Source organism: Microbacterium sp. NPDC055599, from assembly GCF_053618975.1.
The window spans coordinates 61,216-80,720 of record NZ_JBSHIM010000003.1 but is presented as its reverse complement, the minus strand read 5'-3'; the positions used below and the strand labels follow the sequence as shown (position 1 = coordinate 80,720).

The window sequence follows — 19,505 nt, the reverse complement described above, 5'->3', positions numbered from 1 at the left end:
GGACGCCTTCTGTCACAGGAAAAAACACACCCTCTTGTGTTTCCCCCCCCCCCCTCCTCGGCCCCTTGTTCGGTTGTGGGTGGTTCACCCCCCCCTCCCCTTCACCCCGCGGTGCTCGTCCGTCCGCCGGCGCGCTGAGCGGCCTCCAGCCGCTCCGCCTCCTCGCCGCTGATGGCTTCGCCGCGTGCCACGAGTCCCGCCTGGTCGGACAGGGGGATCTGCTTGAGGAACAGCGACAGCAGCAGCGCGAGCGCCACGAACGGCACCAGGTACCAGAACACCGGGGCGAGCGCATCGGCGTACGCGGTCACGATCCCGTCGCGCACCTCGTCGGGCAGCGCACTGAGCGTTGCGGGGTCGATGGTCGACGCGGCCTGCGACGCCTGATCCGGCGAGGCACCGGCTCCGGCGAACACGCCGAGCAGGTTCTCCGTCAGCCGCGTCGTGAAGATCGTGCCGAAGACGGCCACTCCGAGGGATGCCCCCACCTCCCGGAAGTAGTTGTTGGTGCTCGTCGCGGTGCCGATCTCGCCCGCGGGCACGGCGTTCTGGACCACCAGCACCACGACCTGCATGATGAGCCCGAGACCCGCCCCGAACACGAACAGGAAGACGCAGATCAGCCAGATCGGCGTCTCGGCCGACAGCGTGGTCATCGCGACCATCGAGAGGCCCGTCACGATCGTGCCGACGATCGGGTAGACCTTGTACTTCCCGGTCTTCGAGATCGCGATGCCCGAGAAGATGGACGTGCCCATCAGGCCCACCATCATCGGGATCATCAGCAGCCCGGAGGCCGCGGCCGACGTGCCGGACGACATCTGCAGGAACGTGGGCACGAAGCCGATCGCCGCGAACATGCCGATCCCGAGCACCAGTCCGATGGCCGTCGCGTTCACGAAGATCGGGTTGCGGAACAGGCTCAGCGGGATGATCGGGTCCTGCGCCCTGGACTCGGTGATGACGAACGCGGTCGCGGCGACCACGAGGCCGGCGCCCCACGCCCAGGTCGCCAGCGAATCCCACCCGAACTCCTTGTCGCCGCCGAAGTCGGTGAAGAAGATCAGGCACGTCGTCGCGAGGGAGAGGAAGATCACGCCGAGCACGTCGATGCGCTTCTCGGCCTTCTTGCTGGGCAGCTGCAGCGCGACCAGCGCGATCACGAACGCCGCGATCCCGACCGGGATGTTGATGTAGAAGGCCCACTGCCACGTCATGTGGTCGACGAAGAACCCGCCGAGCAGCGGACCGGCCACGGCGGAGAGCCCGAACACGGCACCGAGCGGACCCATGTACTTGCCGCGCTCGTTGGCGGGCACGATGTCGGCGATGATCGCCTGCGACAGGATCATCAGTCCGCCGCCGCCGAGGCCCTGCAGCGCCCGGAACACGACGAACATCCAGAAGTCGGTCGCCAGGGCGCAGCCCACCGACGCGAGCGTGAAGAGCGCGATCGCGACGAGGAACAGGCTGCGACGACCGAGCACGTCGCCGAACTTGCCGTAGATCGGCATCACGATGGTGGTGGCCAGCAGGTACGCGGTCGTGATCCACACCTGGTGGTCGACGCCGCCGAGCTGGCCCACGATGGTCGGCATCGCGGTCGACACGATGGTCTGATCGAGGCTCGCGAGCAGCATGCCGGCGATCAGGGCGCTGAAGATGATCCAGATGCGACGCTTCGTGAGCAGGAAGGGCGCGTCGGCGGTGGCGGTGGCGGACATTCAGTGGGCTTTCTGTGCGGGGGAGTACAGGTCGCGCGCGAGCCGGAGACGGCGTCGGATCAGCTCGGCGAACGGCTCGGTGGAGTGGTGGTGCAGGAGCTGTTCCATGCACAGGCGCACGAGGGCACCGACGGACTGCACGAGCACCTGCGCGCGCAGCTCGGCGTCCTCGACGCCCTCGAGCCGGCGGGTGATCAGGGCGACGTCGCGCCGCTCGTGCTTCTCCTGCTGCTCGAACGCGGCCTTGAGCAGTCGCGGTTCGTGCTCGATCACGGCGAACAGCTCGGCGGCATGCTCGACGGGGTCGAACAGGGAGAAGCGGGCGACGGTGAGCTCGACGAAGTCGTCGAGCAGGTCGCCGTCGGCGTTCGCGAAAGCGTCCTCCAGCTCCTCCTGGCGGGAGTCGATCACGGTGATGCCGAAGACCGCGTTCTCCTTGCTCTCGAAGTAGTTGAAGAACGTGCGGCGCGACACCCCGGCCTCGGTGCACAGCTCCTCGATCGTGAAGCCGGCGAAGCCCCGTTCGACCGTCCAGCGCCGCGCCACCGAGGTGAGCGCGCGAGACGTCTCGCGCTTGCGCTGCTCCCTCGTCGATTCTGCACTTGCATCCATAGAGTGCAACTTTGCACTTTCAACCTTGGAGTGCACTGTGAGAGTGCGTTTCTCTGCCCGCCCGGAAAAACCCTCGACGAATTCGTGACATCCGAGGTGCCTCATGCGTCTTAGTGGTGTCGTAAGAACACGGCCCGCGCCCCACGGTGCGGACACACGGATGAAGGAGCTCGAGATGGCGAACGTGACGGGGGGCAGCCAGCCCAAGGCTCAGGTCGTACCGACGGCGCAGGCCGCAGCGGTGGGGAAGACCACGATCGAGGACGCGGTCGTCGCGAAGATCGCGGGCATCGCGGCCCGTGAGGTCAGCGGCGTCTATGCGCTCGGCGGCGGGGCGGCCCGCATGATGGGCGCGATCCGAGACGTGCTGAACACGACCGACCTCTCGCAGGGCGTGAGCGTGGAGGTCGGCGAGACGCAGGTGGCCGTCGACGTCACGATCGTCGCGGAGTACCCGGTGTCGCTGCAGAAGGTGGCCGACGACGTGCGCACGGCCATCCACCGGGCCATGGTCGACCTGGTCGGCATGGACGTCGCCGAGATCAACGTGAGCGTCAACGACGTGCACATCCCCTCGGACGACGACGCCGACGCCGAGGAGGCGCGAGTCCAGTGAACGCCTCGGTGATCGGCGGAGCTGCGGCCGCGGTCCTCGCACTGACCTGGATCGTGCTGGGCTTCTGGGCGTTCCTGCTCGTGCTCCTCGCGATGCTCGTCGGCGCGGCGGCCGGGCGCATCGCCGACGGTCGCCTGGACGTGCGGGCGCTCGCCGAGGTGGTCCGCGGACGGCGGTCGTCCTCGTGAGCGTCGAGCGGGCAGGGGCGTCGTCGGGTGTGGCGGGGGCCACGTCCGTCGAGGCCCGCGCCCTGCACCGGATCGCCCTCGGCATCGCCAGGGATGCCGCGGGCGTGGGGCTCGACGACATCGCGGTGGAGCTGGGCGACCGGCGCGGCGACCTGCGCGTCACGGTGGTCGTGCCCGTCGTGCTGGCGCGCTCCGACGGCACGACCCTCGCCGACCGCGGCGAGGTGCTGCGCGAGACCCTCGTGCGTCGGCTCGGGGAGCTGGCGTCGCGACGGGTGGGCGCGGTCGACGTGCGGTTCACCGGCGTGCGGCGTGCGCTCGAGCGGAGGGTCGCATGAGCGCGCCCGCCGCCACGCGCCGACTGCTGCGCCGGGAGACACGGGCGTCGCGGACCGCTCCGGCGACCGTGCTCGCCGCTCTCCTGGCGATCGTGCTGCTCGGGCTCCTGGGGTGCGGGGTCGCCGCGGCCCTCGACCCCGGGTTCCGCGCGGATGCGGCGGGGCTGCTGGCGGGCGTCGCCCAGGCGCTGTCCGCCCCTGGTGTCGCGATCGGTGCGGGCATCGCGCTGGTCGCGCTCGCCGCGGTGCTGCTGGCGCTGGCGGTCGTCCCGGGGCGTCGCGCCCGACGCGCCCGTCTGACCGGGCGCACCGCGCTCGTGGTGGACGACGGCGTGCTCGCGGACGCGATCGCCGACGGGGTGGCCAGGCGCACGGGCGTTCCGCGACCGCGCGTCGCGGTCACGGTGGGGCGCAGAGCCGCCACGGTCCGCCTGACCCCGACCAGCGGGGTGCCCGTGGACCGTGACGCGGCGCGGACCGCTGTGGTGCGCGTGCTGGACGAGGTGGGCTTCGCCCTGACGCCGCGTGTGCTCGTGGCGACGGAAGGAGTGGTCGGATGAGGCTCTCGGGATCCGTGGGGAACCGGGTTGTCCTGCTCGGCGGCGGCCTCGTGCTGCTCGCGGCGGGCGCGGCACTCGTGGCGACCGGGCTGGAGTCGGCGCGGCTGCTGCCCGCGGGGGCGGCGGGGGCCGTCTCGGCGGTCGAGCGGGCGTCCGCCGATGCATCGGCCGCGACGGTCGACCTCGGGAGCATCGGGGAGTTCCCGCTCGCGGCCGTGTCCGCCGCGGCCGCGGCCCTGGTCGTGGTCGTCCTGCTGATCGCGTTCCTGCTCACGCAGGGCCGCGGTCGCGTGCGCGAGGTGCTCGCGGTGCCGGGTCCTCGGGGGACGACCCGGGTGGACCGCGGTGTGGCCGACGGCGTGCTGGCGGAGACGCTCGCGGCTCGGGCCGACGTGGTGTCGGCGCGGACGGTCGCGCGTCGGGCGGGCCGTCGTACCGCCCTCGGGCTCGTCGTGACGCCGCGGAAGGGGGCGGCTCTGGGGGCCGTCGTCGCCGCGGCCGAAGCGGCCGTCGCGGAGTGGGACCGGTTGCTGGGCGTGGAGGTGCCGGTGGTCGTGCACGTCGCGGACCGCGGGTGGCGCGAGCTGTTCCGGTCGAGGCAGAGGATGCGCCGGTCGCTGGCCGGCGCGGGCGAGGCGGGGCACCGGTCCCGCACCGCCCGGACGTCGTCGACCCCGAGAGCCGGGGTCGCGTGAGGAAAGGAGCCGCCATGAGCGGAGAGAACAAGATCAAGGCCGCCGCCGAGAAGATCGCCGGCAAGGCGAAGGAGGTCGTCGGCGAGGTCACCGACAACGACCGGCTCGTCGCCGAGGGCAAGGCCGAGCAGGCGAAGGGCGATGTGCGGAACGCCGCCGAGGATGTCAAGGACGCGTTCAAGAAGTGATCCCGCTCGCGCAGGGGGCGCCCCCGGTCGGGGCGCTCCCTGCGGCCGAGCCGTGCGCACGGATCCGATCCGTCGCCGCACGCGCTCCGAACCTGCAGGGGAAGCGGAACGAAGGGTGGGGGAATGGCAGCGGATGGCTCTCGCGGCCCGCTGGAACAGGCCGGGGATCACATCGTCGCGGGTCGCGCCATGGACGGCGACGTCGAGGCGTTCGCGGTGCTGGTGCGGAGGTACACGCCGATGATGCGCGCGTACACGCAGCGCATGCTGAACGGCTCGGCCGAAGTGGACGACACCGTGCAGGAGGCGTTCGTGACCGCGTGGCAGCGGTTCGGCGAGCTCGACGACCCCGGCAAGGTCAAGAGCTGGCTGATGCGCATCGTGAGTCGCAAGGCCGTGGACCGGCTCCGGCGCCACCGCCCGGCGGTCGATGTGACCGAGATCGACCGGCCGGCACCCCTGCACGCCTCGCCGTCGGCGGTGGTGGAGGTGCGCGAGGGCGTCGCGGCACTGGGAGCCGCGCTGCGGGAGCTCCCGGAGGCGCAGCGCGAATGCTGGGTGCTGCGCGAGATGGGCGGGTACAGCTACGACGAGATCGCCGCGGAGCTCGGCGTCCCCGTCAGCACGGTGCGCGGGCTGCTGGCCCGTGCGCGCGGATTCCTGATCACCCGGATGGAGGCGTGGCGATGAACGACGACCACGAGAACCCGGACCTGCGCGGTCTCGGACTGGAGCCCGACGACCTCGACGGGCACACGATCGAGGAGCTCGCCGACTACCTCGAGGCGGGGCGTCAGCCGCGCGTGGCCTCGATCGAGGAATCGCCGGGGTGCCAGCTCGCCCTCGACGCGCTCGAGCGGCTGCACGGACTGGGCGACGCGCTGATGGCGGCCGACACCGCGGCGGAGCCCGCGGTCGAGGAGGGGTGGATCGACCGGATCCTGAGCGGGATCGCGATGGACGCCAGGGCGGGACGCCGCATCCCGTTCGCCTCCGACGACCCTGCGGTGGAGCTGGCGATCACCGAGGGCGCGGTGCGCGGTCTCGTGCGGGCGGCCGAGGAGGCGGTCCCCGGCGTGCTCGTCGGGCGATGCCGCCTGGAGGGCGATGTCACGACGCCGGGTGCTCCCGTGCGCGTGGCGATCGACGCGAGCGTGCTGCACGGCGAGCCGATCCGCGGGCTGGCCGACCGGCTCCGTACCGAGGTGGACGCGCGGCTGCGCCGGCACACCGAACTCACCATCGCCGCGATCGACGTGACCGTCAAGGACATCAGGGAGGTGTCGTGATGACGCAGGATCCGACGATCGACGGCGAGGGTCGTCGCGAGCTGGCCGCCCGGATCGAACAGGTCCTGCGCGCGCAGGACGGGGTCCGCGGCGTCTACCGCTCCGGCTCGCTCATCTCGAATCTGCTCAGGGCGGGGGCCGCGGCGCTGGGCGCGACGCGCGACGCCGAGCCGATCGTGTCGGTGGCCGCGGGGGCGCGCGGGGCCGCGGTCGAGGCGTCGATCGGGGTGGACGCGGGCGCGGCGTCCGGAGAGGTCCTCCGGGAGGCGCGGGCCGCGGTGGAGGCCGTGCTCGCGGAGCAGGGGTACCAGCGCGAGAGCATCACGCTCGTGGTGGCCTACGTGCAGGTCGCCCGTGCCGCGGGGGAGCCCGTCGAGGTGGAGCCCCGCTGACCGTGCGGTCGGCGGGGCTCCGGCCGGCTCACGCGATCGCGCGCAGTCCCTCGACGAGCGGCGTGGTCGGACGGCCGATCAGCCGCGCGAGCGTGCCGTCGGTCTCGGCCAGTGCGCCCCCGCGGATGCCGGCGTCGAGGGCGACGACGAAGCCCGCGGTGCCCTCGTCGAGCCCGGCCTCGCGCAGCGCCGCGAGCTGCTGGTCCGCCGTGAGCGACACGAAGGTCACCTCGCGTCCGGTGACCTCGGCGATCGCGGCGGCCAGCTCCGTGTAGTCCCACGCGACGTCGCCGCCGAGCTCGTACACGGCGCCCGTGTGACCGTCGTCGAGCGCGACCACGGCGGCGGCCTCGGCGTAGTCGGCGCGGCTGGCCGAGGCGACGCGACCCTCGCCGGTGCCGGAGGCGAGCACGCCCGTCTCGGCTGCGCGCGCGAGGTCGGCGGCGTAGTTCTCCGTGTACCAGTTGTTGCGCAGGATCACGGCCGGGACGCCGGAGGCCGCGATCAGCTCCTCCGTGGCCTTGTGCTCCGGCGCGAGCACCAGGTCGCTCGTGGTGGCCTTCGGGGCGCTGGTGTACACGAGCTTCGAGACGCCGGCGGCTGCGGCCGCGTCGATCACCGCCCGGTGCTGCTCGACGCGGCGGCCGACCTCGGAGCCGGACACGAGCACGACCGTGTCGATGCCGTCGAGGGCCGCGGCGACGGAGGCCGGGTCGTCGTAGTCGAGGGGCACGACGCGCACGCCGAGGTCGGCCGCCCTGGCCACGTCGCGCGCTCCGGCGACGATCGACTGGGGGTCGGCGCCGCGGGCGAGGAGGGCGGCGATGATGAGGCGGCCGAGGTGTCCGGTGGCTCCGGTGGCGAGGATGGTCATGAGGGCGGTCCTTCCGTTGGTGAACACCTGCCCCAACCGGCGCGAGGCACCCGCGCATTCCATCCGACCGGTACCCACTTTGACGTAAGGTACCTACATGTCGGTGAGTTTTGCGGAAATCCGGGAGTCTTCGCCCACGGTGTTCGACCAGGGCTGCGGCACGCGCGTGGTGCTGGACCACATCATGAGCAAGTGGGGCGTGCTGGTGCTGTCGTGCCTGTCGGACGGCACGCGGCGCTGGGGCGAGCTGCGGCGGGAGGTCGACGGCATCAGCGAGAAGATGCTCGCGACCACGCTGCGCACGCTGTCGGCGGATGGGCTGGTGCACCGGGAATCCCTGCCCACGGTGCCCCCGCACGTGGAGTACAGCCTCACCCCGCTGGGGCGTGACCTGATGGAGCGGATGCTGCCGCTGATGGAGTGGGTCGCCACGCACGCCGACGGGATGCTCGGTCGCGAATGAATCCACGGATTCCGTCGTGAGATGAAGTTGTGTGAGTGGAATCCGTTGCTCGAAGAAAAGGATTGACGGTATACCGCAGCTCGTCGTACTGTCTGAGCATGGCAACGACGCCCATCCACCTGGAACGACCCGACGGCAAGGGGCTGGCCGCTGGCACCCTCGGCCTGTGGGGATCCACCGTCATCGGTCTCGCCTCCACGGCGCCGGTCTACTCCCTCGTCGCGACGCTCGGCTTCGTCGTGCTCGCGGTCGGAGCGCAGGCACCGATCGCGTTCGTGATCGCCTTCGTCCCGATGCTCCTGATCGCCTTCGCCTACCGCGAGCTCAACAACGCCGTGCCCGACTGCGGCACCACCTTCACCTGGGGCACGAAAGCGTTCGGCCCCTGGGTGGGCTGGATGGGCGGCTGGGGTGTCGCGGTGGCCGGGATGGTCGTGCTCGCGAACCTCGCCCAGATCGCCTCGGTGTACTTCTGGTCCCTGATCGGGTTCGACCTGGAGAACAACGACTGGCGGATCATCCTGGTCGCGGTGCTCTTCATCGCCGCGATGACCTGGGTCAGCTGGCGCGGCGTCGAGATCGGCGAGCGCATCCAGAACATCCTGCTGGCCGTGCAGTACCTGGCCCTCGCGATCTTCGTGGTGGCCGCGCTGTGGCAGTTCTTCACCGGCGACGCCCCCGACGCCACGCCGTTCTCGTGGGAGTGGCTGAACCCGTTCGGCTTCACGGACTGGTCGGGCTTCACCGAGGCCATCCTGCTCGCCCTCTTCATCTACTGGGGCTGGGACACGTGCCTCGCGCTGAACGAGGAGACCAAGGACCCCAAGCGCATTCCCGGGCGGGCGGCCGTGCTGACCTGCGTGATCCTGCTGGTGACCTACGTCGCCGTCACGATCGCGGCGATGATGTACGCGGGTCTCGGCGAGGACGGCACGGGGCTCGGCAACGAGGCCAACGCCGACGACTTCTTCCTCGCGATCAAGGACGGCCTGCTGGGCCCGTTCGGCTGGGTGCTGGTGGTCTCCGTCATCATCTCGGCGATCTCGTCGACGCAGACGACGATCCTGCCCACCGCGCGCGGCACGCTCGCGATGGGCGTGTACCGCGCGCTCCCCGCGAAGTTCAAGGAGGTGCACCCGGTCTACAAGACCCCGTCGTTCTCGACCATCGTGATGGGCGTGGTCGCCTCCGCGTACTACGTGGGCATGACGCTCATCAGCGACAACATCCTGCAGGACTCGATCCTGTCGCTGGGCCTCGCCATCGCGTTCTACTACGCCATCACCGGGTTCGCGTGCGTCTGGTACTTCCGCGCCGACCTGCGCACCTCGACACGCGACCTCTTCTTCAAGGGGATCTTCCCGCTCGTCGGGGCGCTGCTGCTCACCGGCGCGTTCGTGCAGTCCGCGATCGACATGTGGGACGTGGACTACGGCTACACGGTGCTGTTCGGCATCGGCGGCACGTTCGTGATCGGCATCGGCTCGCTCGCGATCGGCCTGGTGCTGATGCTCCTGTGGTACCTGTTCCCGCGGTCGAAGCGCTTCTTCCGCGGCGAGAGCCTGAACCGCGACACCGAGGTGATGGTGCCGGACGAGCCCGGCGTCTCCATCCGCTCGGTCGACGGCGGCATCTGAGGCGGCGGGTGCGCGCGGGGCTGTCCTAGGCTGGCCTCGTGCGCATCCGGCTCGACATCGCCTACGACGGCACCCACTTCCGCGGCTGGGCGACACAGCCCACGCTCCGCACCGTTCAGGGCACGCTGGAGGCGGCGCTCGCCCGCATCGTGGGCTCCGACGTGCGGTTCGTGGTCGCCGGCCGCACCGACGCCGGCGTGCACGCGAGCGGACAGGTCGCACACGTCGATCTCGACGAGCGGCAGTGGTCGCGCATCGAGGCCAGGCACGGACGGGCGGCGCAGGATCCGGCGGGCTCGATCGCGGGGCGCATGCGGGGTGTGCTCGGCGCCTACTCCGACGTCACCGTCACCCGGTCGACCGCGGCGCCCGAGGGTTTCGACGCGCGCTTCTCGGCCGTGTGGCGCCGCTACCGGTACCGTCTCGCCGACGGTCTGGCCGGCTACGACCCGCTGCGTCGCGCCGACACCACGAGCATCCGCGGACGGCTGGACGAGCGCGCGATGGACGAGGCCGCGCGCACGCTGATCGGCCTGCACGACTTCGCGGCGTACTGCAAGCCCCGCGAGGAGGCCACCACCATCCGCACCCTGCTCGACTACCGGTGGGAGCGCGACGCGGACGGCGTGCTGGTGGCCGAGGTGAAGGCGGACGCGTTCTGCCACAGCATGGTGCGCGCCCTCGTCGGCGCGTGCGCGGCCGTGGGGGAGGGTCGCCTGGACGTGTCCGACCTGGTGGTGCTGCGCGACGCTCTCACCAGGACCAGCGAGTTCAAGGTGCTCGCGGCCCGGGGACTGACGCTGACCGAGGTCGGGTATCCGGCGGACGAGCTGCTCGCCGCACGGGCCGAACAGACCAGGGCCCGCCGCGACCGCGAGTCGGACTGATCGCCGGATACGGATCCCGGGCACAGCAGGGGCGGGTAGCGTGGGCACGGTCATGAAGGTCATCTCGTACAACCTGCGCAAACACCGGGCGGCCGGGGAGCTCGCGACACTCGTCGCCGAACACGACCCCGACATCCTCTGCCTGCAGGAGTGCGACGTGCCGGCGCTGCCCGACCGGATCGGGGGCCTCGTGCTGGCCGACGCCACCCAGGGCAACCGCCTCGGACTCGCGCTGTTCTACCGCGAGAGCACCTACCACCTGCAGGGCATCCGCACCCTCGGGCTCAAGAAGTCGCTGCACGACCGCATCGCGAAGCCCGCGCACGAGCGGGTGCTCGGCGCACGGCTGCGCGACATCGACGACGGCGACGAGTTCATCGTCGCGTCGTTCCACGCCGCACCGCTGACGGCGCTGAACTCGCTGCGGCGCCACCAGATCCGCGCGGCCCTGACCGAGCTCGCGAGCCTCGGGGACGGCCTTCCGCAGCTCATGGTCGGCGACTACAACTACCCCGTGTTCAAGGAGAACCTGGGGCAGGCCGTGCGCGACCACGGCTATGCGCTGTCGCTCAGCGACGACCACACCTACACGCGCTACCGCGTCTTCCGCGGTCACTACGACTTCGCGACCTCGACCGGATTCGAGATCGAGCGCATCACGACCCTGCCGCAGCGGTCGAGCGACCACCGTCCGATCCTGGTGACGGTGAAGACCGACTGACCGGGCGCGGGCCCGCGGCTGGTTTGGTCGGAGGGGGTCGGGTGGCGTATGCTGACTCTTTGGTGCCCTTCCCGTACTGCGAGGAAGACGCACATCCGAACGTGAGCCCTCCACTGGCGTGTTCGTCCCTGTCGGGAGGAACCACCCCGGAGTGGGATTCACGAACACCTCCGTTCGACAAGAAAGCAGCACTATCGTGACGCGCACTTACACCCCCAAGGCTGGCGAAGTCCAGCGCGACTGGGTCGTCATCGACGCCACCGACGTCGTTCTCGGCCGCCTGGCCTCGCACGCGGCGACGCTCCTGCGTGGCAAGCACAAGCCGACCTTCGCCAACCACATCGACTCGGGTGACTTCGTCATCATCGTGAACGCCGACAAGGTCGCGCTCACCGGTCAGAAGCTCCAGAAGAAGATCGCCTACCGTCACTCGGGCTACCCGGGTGGTCTGAAGGCCGTCAGCTACTCCGAGCTGCTCGAGAAGAACCCGGTCCGCGCCGTGGAGAAGGCCATCCGCGGCATGCTCCCGAAAAACAGCCTGGGCCGCCAGCAGCTGTCGAAGCTGAAGGTGTACGTCGGTGCCGAGCACCCGCACGCCGCGCAGCAGCCCCAGCCGTACACCCTCGACCAGGTCGCCCAGTAAGCGCCGTAACGACTAAGGACATACTCGTGGCTGACATCCAGGACACCACCGAAAACCTCCAGAACTTCTCGACGTCGACCCCCGAGACCGAGGCAGTCGAGGCGGCTCCCCGCCCCGTGCTCAGCGTCCCGGGCGCCGCTGTCGGCCGTCGCAAGCAGGCCATCGCCCGCGTGCGTCTGGTCCCCGGCTCGGGCACCATCACGGTCAACGGCCGCACGCTCGAGGACTACTTCCCGAACAAGCTGCACCAGCAGCTGATCAACGACCCGTTCACCGCGCTGAACCTCGCCGGTGCCTACGACGTGATCGCCCGCATCTCGGGTGGTGGCGACTCCGGCCAGGCCGGCGCGCTGCGTCTCGGCATCGCTCGTGCCCTCAACGGCATCGACGCGGAGAACAACCGTCCGACCCTGAAGAAGGCCGGCTTCCTCTCGCGCGACGCTCGCGTCAAGGAGCGCAAGAAGGCCGGACTCAAGAAGGCCCGTAAGGCGCCTCAGTACTCGAAGCGTTAAGGTCCACTGCTCCGATGCCGATCTTTGGCACGGACGGCGTGCGAGGACTCGCCAATGGCATCCTCACCGCCGACCTGGCGCTCACCCTGGCCCAGGCGACTGCTGTCGTCCTGGGCCAGGGCCGTACGGCGGAGGCTCGCAAGGCCGAAGGCAAGCGACTCACCGCCGTGGTCGCCCGTGACCCCCGGGTCTCGGGGCACTTCCTCACCGCCGCCGTCTCCGCGGGCCTCGCGTCCTCCGGCGTCGACGTGCTCGAGGCCGGGGTCATCCCGACCCCCGCACTCGCGTTCCTCGTGGCCGACCGCGACGCCGACTTCGGCGTGATGATCTCGGCGTCGCACAACGCGGCGCCCGACAACGGCATCAAGATCTTCGCCCGCGGCGGCCGCAAGCTCCCCGACATCGTCGAGCAGCGCATCGAAGAGGCCATGCACGGCGAGAAGCTGCGCCCCACCGGCGCAGGCGTCGGTCGCATCGACCGCTTCTCCGACGCCGAAGACCGCTACGTCGTGCACCTGCTCGGCTCGCTGCCGCACCGCCTGGAGGGCATCCACGTGGTGCTCGACTGCGCGCACGGCGCCGCCTCCGGCGTGTCGCCCGAGACCTTCCGCGACGCGGGGGCCGAGGTGACCGTCATCGGCGCCGACCCCGACGGCTGGAACATCAATGACGGCGTCGGCTCGACGCACCTCGAGAACCTCGCTGAGGCCGTGGTGCGGCTCGGCGCCGACGTGGGCATCGCGCACGACGGGGACGCCGACCGGTGCCTCGCGGTCGACGCGAACGGCACCATCGTCGACGGCGACCAGATCATGGCGATCCTCGCGCTGTCGATGAAGGAGCGCGGCGTCCTCACCGACGACACGCTCGTCGCCACGGTCATGAGCAACCTCGGCCTGCACGTCGCGATGCGCGAGCACGGCGTGACCGTGCGCCAGACCGCGGTCGGCGACCGCTACGTGCTCGAGGACATGAACGAGGGCGGCTACGCGCTCGGCGGCGAGCAGTCCGGCCACGTGATCATGAGCGAGTTCGCCACCACCGGCGACGGCCTGCTCACGGGTCTGCACCTGGTGTCCGAGATGGCGCGACAGGGGAAGTCCCTCGCCGAGCTCGCCTCCGTGATGACGGTCTACCCGCAGGTGCTGATCAACGTGCGCGACGTCGACAAGGATCGTGTCGCCGACGACGAGGTCGTGCAGCAGGCGGTGCGCGACGTCGAAGCCGAGCTGGGCGACACCGGGCGCGTGCTGCTGCGCAAGTCCGGGACGGAGCCGCTCGTGCGGGTCATGGTCGAGGCGGCCGACTCGGAGTCGGCCCGCGCCTACGCGGAGCGCCTCGCCGCCGTGGTGCAGGAGCGCCTCGCGCTCTGACGCTCTCCCGTGAGACGGCCGGTCGCTTCTGCGGCCGGCCGTTCGCGTCTCCGCCCCGGCGGGGTCAGGGCGCGGCGCAGATGCGGAAGTAGCCGCTGTCGGCGAGCGTCTCCGTGGCGCAGGCTCCGCCCGTGAGGCGCAGCTCGTGCGCCATCGCCGGAGCGTCGGCGAGCCCGAGGTGCGCGCCCGTGAGCACGATCGGCGCGACCGCCGCCCCCCACGGGTCGGCGGCGAGCCACCGCACGTCGTTGTCGGACACCCAGGTGGCGAGCGGGGCGACCGCGGCCCGCTGGCCCTCCAGGGTCACATCGCGGGGCGTGAAGCACGACACCACGTGCGCGACCGCTCCCGCCGCGACGACCGCGGCGAGCACCGCCGCGCCCACGGCGCCGCCCGCGCGGACGAGCCCGCGGCGCGGCAGCCGCGGCACCGCCCACAGTGCGACAGCCGCGAGCACCGGGAAGAACGCGAACACGCCGGGCGCGGGGTGACGCACCCACAGCGGCAGCCGCGACGCGGTCGCCCACCAGCCCACGAAGGCGAGCGCCCCCACCAGAGCCGCGAGGGCGTAGGCGATCACGATCCGCTCCTCCGCGGTGGCCGAGCGCCAGCGCCGCACCACCCCCGCCACCACGAGCACGAGAGCGAGCACGGCGGCGACCACGGCCAGCACCCCGGGCAGCGACCACGAGTCGGCCAGCGTGCCGAGCTTCTGCAGGACGGAGGTCGCCGCGTCGCCCTGTCCGCCGCTGCGCACGAACCGCACGAGCGCCCGCAGGTGCTCGACGAACCCGGCCGGCCCGAGCGACAGCAGTGCCGCGAGCTCCACGAGCGCGGTCGGCACCGCGACCAGCAGCAGCGGAAGCCACGCGCGGCGCAGCGTGTCGCGCAGCCGCGCCCAGCCCGTGCCGTCCGACAGCACCCACAGCGCGACCGCGAACGCCGGCAGCACCAGCAGCGCGATGAGCTTCGCCTGCACCGCGAGCCCCACCAGGAGCCCGGCCAGCCAGGCGCGGCGGGGCAGCACGACCAGGGCCCACACGATCAGGGCGGCCGCGGGGATCTCGCCCAGCAGATCGGCCGGCCCCTGGATGGGGGAGACACCGGCGCTCGCGGTGAACGCCAGCGGCACGGTCACGGCGAGCAGAGCCGCCCACCGTCCGGCGATCCGCCAGCCCAGCACGCCCAGCCCCGCCAGCAGCAGGACCCAGAACGCGAGCGGCACGAGTCGGGCGGCCAGCACCGCGTCCATCCCGGTCGCGAGGGTCGCGGCGACCGGGAGCAGCACGACGGGGCCGGTGGAGATCCGCGGGTCGAACGGCGTGATCGTCGAGCCGGACAGCGCGCCGTCGCTGGCGTAGCCGAGCCCGGCGAGCAGATTGCGCGGCACGGTCAGGTTGAACGCCTCGTCCTCCCAGAACCGCCACACCGTGAGACTGTGCCAGGCGAGGATCGCATGTCCCGCCAGCAGGGCGACCGCGGCCGCCCAGAACAGGATCGTGCGCGCCCGCGTCATCGGGCGACGGGCTCCGGGCGTCGCACGGCACGCAGCGGGGCGGACGGCCGCAGCGACAGCTCCCACGCCTCACCGAGCGCGGCGCGCACGAACAGGCGCAGGCGCTTGGGCGGCAGGGTCACGCCGGCGCCGCGACCCCACATGGTGCCCGAGGCGGATTCGCCGCGGCGCGGGATGCTGGCGACGCGGAGGTAGCGCACGCGGAAGCCCGCCCTGGCCTCGGCCAGCGAGAAGTGCACGTGCGGCACGGTCGCCTCGGCCGGGACAGCGTCGAGCAGCACGCGCAGGGCATCGGGGCGGTAGGCGCGCAGCGGTGTGTTCACGTCGGGGATGCGGCGTCCGGCGGCGAGGGCGATCAGCAGGCCGACCGCGCCGGTGAGGCTCTTGCGGTACCAGGGGTCGGTGCGGCCGTCGCGCACGCCGTGCACGACGTCGGCCTGCTCGGCCAGGAGCGCGCCGATCAGCCGCGGGAAGTCGCTGCCGAGGAACTGCCCGTCCCCGTCGACGTGCACCAGCACCTCGGGGTCGGCGGCGAGGCCGGCGCGGTAGGCGGCCAGGGCGGTCGGGCCGTGGCCGCGGTTCGCCGCCTGCACCTCGACCGTGGTGTCGGCGACACCGTCGAACACGGCCGCCGTGGTGTCGGTCGACCGGTCGTCGGCGATGTGGAACGAGACGGTGTCGGCGAGCGGGGCCACGGACGCGCGGATCTCGTCGACGAAGCCCTCGATACCCTCCGCCTCGTTGTAGGCGGGCATGACGATGGCGAGATGGCGGAGAGTCACGGGGTCCTCGGATGGGGGTGGCGGGGCGCGGAGGCGTTCAGGAAGTAGCCTAGTTGAGCCATGAATCCTCCCTCACGACTGCGCCGCCTCGCCGGCGTCGGCAGCCGGTTCCTCGTCGTCGGTGCCGTCAGCACCCTGATCGAGGTCGGCGTCTTCAATCTTCTCGTCTACGTGTGGGGGTGGGACGTCGTCGCGGCCAAGATCGTCGCGTCCCTCGTCGCGCTGATCAACGCCTACATCGGCAACCGCGAATGGACGTTCCGGCACCGGGACCGCCGCGGCCGGGTCTCCGAGGTGATCCTGTTCCTGGCCGTGAACGCCGCGTGCACCGCCCTGGGCGCCGCCCTGGTATGGGTGGGGGTGGAGGCCGTGGCCGGCATCCTCGGTCGTACCCCCGGCGCCATCGCCGTCAACGCCGTGAACCTCACGAGCATCGTGATCGTCGTGGTGCTGCGCTTCCTGCTCTACCACGGCGTGGTGTTCCGGGTCGCTCCGAAGAACTGACCCGCCGGCGCCTGCGCTCAGGCCCGCACCCTCGCGGGCTTCCCGGTGCGCGAGGTGCGGGTGCGGCCGCGCTTGGACGCATGCCGTCCGGCATGCACCGGGGTGCCGTCGGACTCGTGCGTCGCACCGTACGTGTAGGCGCCGTAGCCGTAGCTGTCCGGACCCTTGGTCGGGAGCATGGTCACCACGATGCCGAGCAGGGCGACACCGGCGGTCTCCAGCGCGCGGACCGCGCCGGACAGCTCCTGCTTCCTGGTCTTGCCCGACGCGGCGGCGAGGATGACCCCGCGCGTCTTGGCGCCGACCACCGCGGCATCGGTCACGAGCAGCAGCGGGGGCGCGTCGATCAGCACGTAGTCGAAGTACTCGCCCAGCGACGCGAGCACCTGGTCCATGGCGGCCGATCCGAGCAGCTCGCTCGGGTTCGGCGGCACCTGGCCGCTGGGCAGCAGGTAGAGGTCGCTGGTGCCCCACTTCTGCAGCGCATCGGCCACGTCCATGCGACCGATCAGCACGTCGGTCAGGCCCGCACCGCCCTCGATGCCCATGTAGTCCGCGACGCGGGGGAGGCGCAGGTCGCCGTCGACGAGCGCGACCCTGGCTCCGGTCTCCGCGAGCGCGATGGCCAGGTTGGCGGTGGTGGTGGACTTGCCCTCGCCGGGCCCGGCGCTGGAGACCACGAAGATGCGCGGACCGGCGTCGAGGTTCAGGAACTGGAGGTTCGTGCGGAGGCTGCGGAAGGACTCGGCGCGCGGGCTGCGCGGGTCGGCGTGCACGATCAGCGGACGCTTGGTCGCCTCCGGGTCGTACGCGATGCCGCCGAGCACGGGCCGCTCGGTGAGGGCCTCGATGTCGTGGAGTGTGTGGATGCGGTTGTCGAGCACGGTGCGCAGCATGGCCACCGCCACACCCAGGGCGAGTCCGATGATGCCGCCGAGGATGACCAGCAGCCGCACGTTCGGGCTGGTGGGGGCCGTCGGCACCTCGGCCGGCTCGGTCACGGTGATGCGCACGGGGCTCACGGCGTCTTCCACCGCCGGCTGCTCGAGCGTGTTCTGCACCGCGTCCTGGAAGCTCACGGCGACCGCGTTGGCGATCTCGGCCGCGCGCTCCGGGTCGCCGTCGGTCGCGCTCACGTCGATCAGCACCGTGTTCAGCGGGGTCGTGGCGGTGATGCGGCCGCTCAGCTCGGCGACGCTGTCGTCCAGGCCCAGCTCCTCGATCACGGGCTCGAGCACGAGCGCGGTGCCCACCACGTCGACGTAGCTGGTCACCATCTGGCGCGCGAACGTCGTCCCCTGCACGAGGTCACCGGTCGCAGCGCCCTCGGTGCGCACCGACACGTACAGCTGCGTCGAAGCGACGTACTTGGGCTGCTGGAGAGCCGCGTACCCGGCACCGCCCGCGAGGCCGAGGAGGAGCAGGACCAGGATGAGGATCCAGTTCCGGTGCAGGATGCGCACATAGTCGCGAAGTTCCACGCGGCAGATTCCTTCTGTTGCTGGGCGGCTCCCGGACGACGGTGAACCGCAGAGTCAAATCCCGTCATTCTCCCACAGCGCGGGCGCCGTGCCGGACGGAGCGTCAGCGTGGCGCCGCGGCGGCGTACGAGGTCTGGGCGTTGTGCTCCCTGCGACCGAGCGGGGCCTTGGTGAGCACGGTGCCGAGCACCCGGGCGTCGACGGCCTCGATGCTCTTCGCGGCGGCGGCGAGTCGTCCGGCCTGCGTCGCCCCGGCCGCCGCGATCAGGATCGCCCCGGTGGTCACCCGGGCGATCACGGCGGCGTCGGTCACGAGCAGCAGCGGAGGGGCGTCGATCACGACCACGTCGAACGCCTCGCCCGCCGCGTCGACGAGCTGCTGCATGGCGGGGGAGCCGAGCAGCTCCGCGGGGTTCGGCGGCAGGGAGCCGGCGGGCAGCAGGAACAGCGAGCTGCGGCCCCAGCGCTGCACCACGTCGTTCAGGCGCACGCGACCGGCGAGCACGTCGCTCAGTCCGATGCCGCCCTCGATCCCGAAGTAGTCGGCGACGCGCGGCAGCCGCAGGTCGGCGTCGATCAGGGCGACGCGGTGCCCGGCGTCGGCGAACGCGAGCGCGAGGTTGGCGGCGGTGGTCGACTTGCCCTCGCCCGGCCCGGAGCTGGTGACCACGAACACGCCCCTGCCGTCCTCGAACAGGAAGCGCACGTTGGTGCGGAGGCTGCGGTACGCCTCGGCGCGTGCGCTCTGCGGAACGGAGCTGACGGCCAGCGGGCGGTCGGCGGTGTCGGGGTCGAGCGGGATCCGCCCCAGGAGCGGGACGGGGAGGGCCGCCTGCACGTCGGCATCGGTGCGCACCCGCTGATCGAGCAGCGAGCGCAGCAGGGCGACCGCCAGGCCGACCGCGAGACCGACGAGCCCGCCGACCACGAGCATCAGCTGCGTGTTGGGCGCGACCGGTGTGGTGGGCACCTGGGCGGCCTGCAGTGTGACGATGTGGATGGTGTAAGAGGTCTCCTGCTCCCGCAGTTCGAGCGTGTCGGAGACCACGGCGGAGAAGCTCTCGGCGATGCCGTTCGCGATCCGTGCGGCCTGACCGGGGTTGGTGTCGCTGACCCGGATCGAGAGGATCGCGCTGTTGAGCTGGGCGGAGGCGTCGGCGGCGGCCGCGAGCTCGGCCCGGTCCACGTCGAGGCCGAGGTCGTCGATCACACGGTCGAGCACGATCGAGCTCGTCACGACGTCGCGGTAGGTCTGCACGACCTGGTTGGCGTAGCTCGTGGCGAGCGCGCGCTCGGTGGGGCTCGCGGTCTCGCCCAGCTGCACGGTGACCATGACCTCGGTGGTGGCCTGGTAGCGCTGCGGCGTGAGCATGGCGATCAGGGCGCCGACCGACACTCCGATCACGGCACCGGCCAGGATGATGACGAGCTGGCGGCGCAGGATCCGGAGATAGTCCTGGAACTGCATGGTTCTCCCGTGCTCGGTCGTGCGGATCGGGGGTATCGTCTC

Annotated in this window: 24 protein-coding genes; 17 read left to right on the top strand and 7 right to left on the bottom strand. The window is 71.6% G+C overall.

Going from position 1 to position 19,505, the window contains the following annotated elements; translation table 11 throughout:
* Positions 1-101: 101 nt before the first annotated feature.
* Positions 102-1,724 (bottom strand): DHA2 family efflux MFS transporter permease subunit, encoded by a 1,623-nt coding sequence (locus ACWGQ1_RS03455; RefSeq protein ID WP_452312330.1) that lies wholly within the window; start codon positions 1,722-1,724, stop codon positions 102-104.
* Positions 1,725-2,336: a TetR/AcrR family transcriptional regulator gene (locus tag ACWGQ1_RS03450; RefSeq protein ID WP_136036364.1), complete on the bottom strand. Its 612-nt coding sequence runs from the start codon at positions 2,334-2,336 to the stop codon at positions 1,725-1,727. It lies immediately after the preceding gene.
* Positions 2,337-2,511: 175 nt separating this feature from the next.
* Between ACWGQ1_RS03450 and ACWGQ1_RS03445 the strand changes: the two genes are divergently transcribed.
* The 9 genes from ACWGQ1_RS03445 to ACWGQ1_RS03405 all read left to right on the top strand — a co-directional run bounded on the left by ACWGQ1_RS03445 (position 2,512) and on the right by ACWGQ1_RS03405 (position 6,602).
* Entirely contained in the window at positions 2,512-2,952 is a 441-nt protein-coding gene (locus tag ACWGQ1_RS03445; RefSeq protein ID WP_240744574.1) for an Asp23/Gls24 family envelope stress response protein, read from the top strand.
* Positions 2,949-3,140, top strand: a complete 192-nt coding sequence (locus ACWGQ1_RS03440; protein ID WP_136031662.1) for a DUF2273 domain-containing protein — start codon at positions 2,949-2,951, stop codon at positions 3,138-3,140. The genes ACWGQ1_RS03445 and ACWGQ1_RS03440 overlap by 4 nt, the downstream gene beginning before the upstream one ends.
* Entirely contained in the window at positions 3,137-3,478 is a 342-nt protein-coding gene (locus ACWGQ1_RS03435; protein ID WP_136036365.1) for a hypothetical protein, read from the top strand. Before ACWGQ1_RS03440 ends, ACWGQ1_RS03435 begins: the two co-directional genes overlap by 4 nt.
* Positions 3,475-4,038 carry a hypothetical protein gene (locus ACWGQ1_RS03430; RefSeq protein WP_136031665.1) on the top strand — a complete coding sequence of 188 codons (564 nt, stop codon included), beginning with the start codon at positions 3,475-3,477 and terminating at the stop codon, positions 4,036-4,038. The genes ACWGQ1_RS03435 and ACWGQ1_RS03430 overlap by 4 nt, the downstream gene beginning before the upstream one ends.
* Complete coding sequence (locus tag ACWGQ1_RS03425; protein ID WP_452312329.1) at positions 4,035-4,733, top strand: hypothetical protein; 699 nt, start codon at positions 4,035-4,037, stop codon at positions 4,731-4,733. Before ACWGQ1_RS03430 ends, ACWGQ1_RS03425 begins: the two co-directional genes overlap by 4 nt.
* Positions 4,734-4,747: 14 nt before the next feature.
* Positions 4,748-4,921 (top strand): CsbD family protein, encoded by a 174-nt coding sequence (locus ACWGQ1_RS03420; protein WP_136031698.1) that lies wholly within the window; start codon positions 4,748-4,750, stop codon positions 4,919-4,921.
* 123 nt (positions 4,922-5,044) lie between these two features.
* On the top strand, positions 5,045-5,611 hold the full coding sequence (locus tag ACWGQ1_RS03415) for an RNA polymerase sigma factor (protein ID WP_136035291.1): 567 nt from the start codon (positions 5,045-5,047) through the stop codon (positions 5,609-5,611).
* The gene (locus ACWGQ1_RS03410; RefSeq protein WP_136031671.1) at positions 5,608-6,210 is read left to right on the top strand and encodes an Asp23/Gls24 family envelope stress response protein; all 603 of its coding nucleotides are present in this window, start codon (positions 5,608-5,610) and stop codon (positions 6,208-6,210) included. Before ACWGQ1_RS03415 ends, ACWGQ1_RS03410 begins: the two co-directional genes overlap by 4 nt.
* Complete coding sequence (locus tag ACWGQ1_RS03405) at positions 6,210-6,602, top strand: hypothetical protein (RefSeq protein ID WP_136031673.1); 393 nt, start codon at positions 6,210-6,212, stop codon at positions 6,600-6,602. Before ACWGQ1_RS03410 ends, ACWGQ1_RS03405 begins: the two co-directional genes overlap by 1 nt.
* A gap of 28 nt (positions 6,603-6,630) precedes the next feature.
* On the opposite strand, the gene ACWGQ1_RS03400 is transcribed toward ACWGQ1_RS03405, so the two are convergent.
* Positions 6,631-7,476 (bottom strand): SDR family oxidoreductase, encoded by an 846-nt coding sequence (locus tag ACWGQ1_RS03400; RefSeq protein WP_136035498.1) that lies wholly within the window; start codon positions 7,474-7,476, stop codon positions 6,631-6,633.
* A gap of 97 nt (positions 7,477-7,573) precedes the next feature.
* On the opposite strand from ACWGQ1_RS03400, the gene ACWGQ1_RS03395 reads away from it, so the two are divergent.
* From ACWGQ1_RS03395 to glmM, 7 genes are all read left to right on the top strand, one after another.
* Positions 7,574-7,939 (top strand): winged helix-turn-helix transcriptional regulator, encoded by a 366-nt coding sequence (locus ACWGQ1_RS03395; RefSeq protein ID WP_136031678.1) that lies wholly within the window; start codon positions 7,574-7,576, stop codon positions 7,937-7,939.
* Between the two features lie 98 nt (positions 7,940-8,037).
* Entirely contained in the window at positions 8,038-9,576 is a 1,539-nt protein-coding gene (locus tag ACWGQ1_RS03390) for an APC family permease (RefSeq protein ID WP_241115371.1), read from the top strand.
* 38 nt (positions 9,577-9,614) lie between these two features.
* Positions 9,615-10,463, top strand: a complete 849-nt coding sequence (truA, locus tag ACWGQ1_RS03385) for a tRNA pseudouridine(38-40) synthase TruA (RefSeq protein WP_136036436.1) — start codon at positions 9,615-9,617, stop codon at positions 10,461-10,463.
* Positions 10,464-10,515: 52 nt separating this feature from the next.
* Positions 10,516-11,184 carry an endonuclease/exonuclease/phosphatase family protein gene (locus tag ACWGQ1_RS03380; RefSeq protein WP_136031683.1) on the top strand — a complete coding sequence of 223 codons (669 nt, stop codon included), beginning with the start codon at positions 10,516-10,518 and terminating at the stop codon, positions 11,182-11,184.
* A 196-nt stretch (positions 11,185-11,380) separates the two neighbouring features.
* Positions 11,381-11,827 (top strand): 50S ribosomal protein L13, encoded by a 447-nt coding sequence (rplM, locus tag ACWGQ1_RS03375; protein WP_136031685.1) that lies wholly within the window; start codon positions 11,381-11,383, stop codon positions 11,825-11,827.
* 26 nt (positions 11,828-11,853) lie between these two features.
* Entirely contained in the window at positions 11,854-12,339 is a 486-nt protein-coding gene (gene rpsI / locus ACWGQ1_RS03370) for a 30S ribosomal protein S9 (protein WP_136031687.1), read from the top strand.
* Positions 12,340-12,353: 14 nt separating this feature from the next.
* A complete protein-coding gene (gene glmM, locus ACWGQ1_RS03365; protein ID WP_136031689.1) occupies positions 12,354-13,712 on the top strand; it encodes a phosphoglucosamine mutase in 1,359 nt (452 codons plus the stop codon).
* A gap of 64 nt (positions 13,713-13,776) precedes the next feature.
* Here the strand turns inward: glmM and ACWGQ1_RS03360 are convergent, their stop codons facing one another.
* Entirely contained in the window at positions 13,777-15,228 is a 1,452-nt protein-coding gene (locus ACWGQ1_RS03360) for a hypothetical protein (RefSeq protein ID WP_452312328.1), read from the bottom strand.
* Entirely contained in the window at positions 15,225-16,010 is a 786-nt protein-coding gene (locus ACWGQ1_RS03355) for a glycosyltransferase family 2 protein (protein WP_136028761.1), read from the bottom strand. The genes ACWGQ1_RS03360 and ACWGQ1_RS03355 overlap by 4 nt, the downstream gene beginning before the upstream one ends.
* Positions 16,011-16,070: 60 nt before the next feature.
* Here ACWGQ1_RS03355 and ACWGQ1_RS03350 point away from each other — a divergent pair, with 60 nt between their 5' ends.
* Complete coding sequence (locus ACWGQ1_RS03350; protein WP_136028760.1) at positions 16,071-16,514, top strand: GtrA family protein; 444 nt, start codon at positions 16,071-16,073, stop codon at positions 16,512-16,514.
* A 17-nt stretch (positions 16,515-16,531) separates the two neighbouring features.
* On the opposite strand, the gene ACWGQ1_RS03345 is transcribed toward ACWGQ1_RS03350, so the two are convergent.
* Both ACWGQ1_RS03345 and ACWGQ1_RS03340 read right to left on the bottom strand, forming a co-directional pair.
* Positions 16,532-17,995, bottom strand: coding sequence for a polysaccharide biosynthesis tyrosine autokinase (locus ACWGQ1_RS03345; RefSeq protein ID WP_136028759.1), 1,464 nt, complete (start codon positions 17,993-17,995; stop codon positions 16,532-16,534).
* Between the two features lie 103 nt (positions 17,996-18,098).
* On the bottom strand, positions 18,099-19,463 hold the full coding sequence (locus ACWGQ1_RS03340; protein WP_136028758.1) for a polysaccharide biosynthesis tyrosine autokinase: 1,365 nt from the start codon (positions 19,461-19,463) through the stop codon (positions 18,099-18,101).
* Positions 19,464-19,505: the final 42 nt, after the last annotated feature.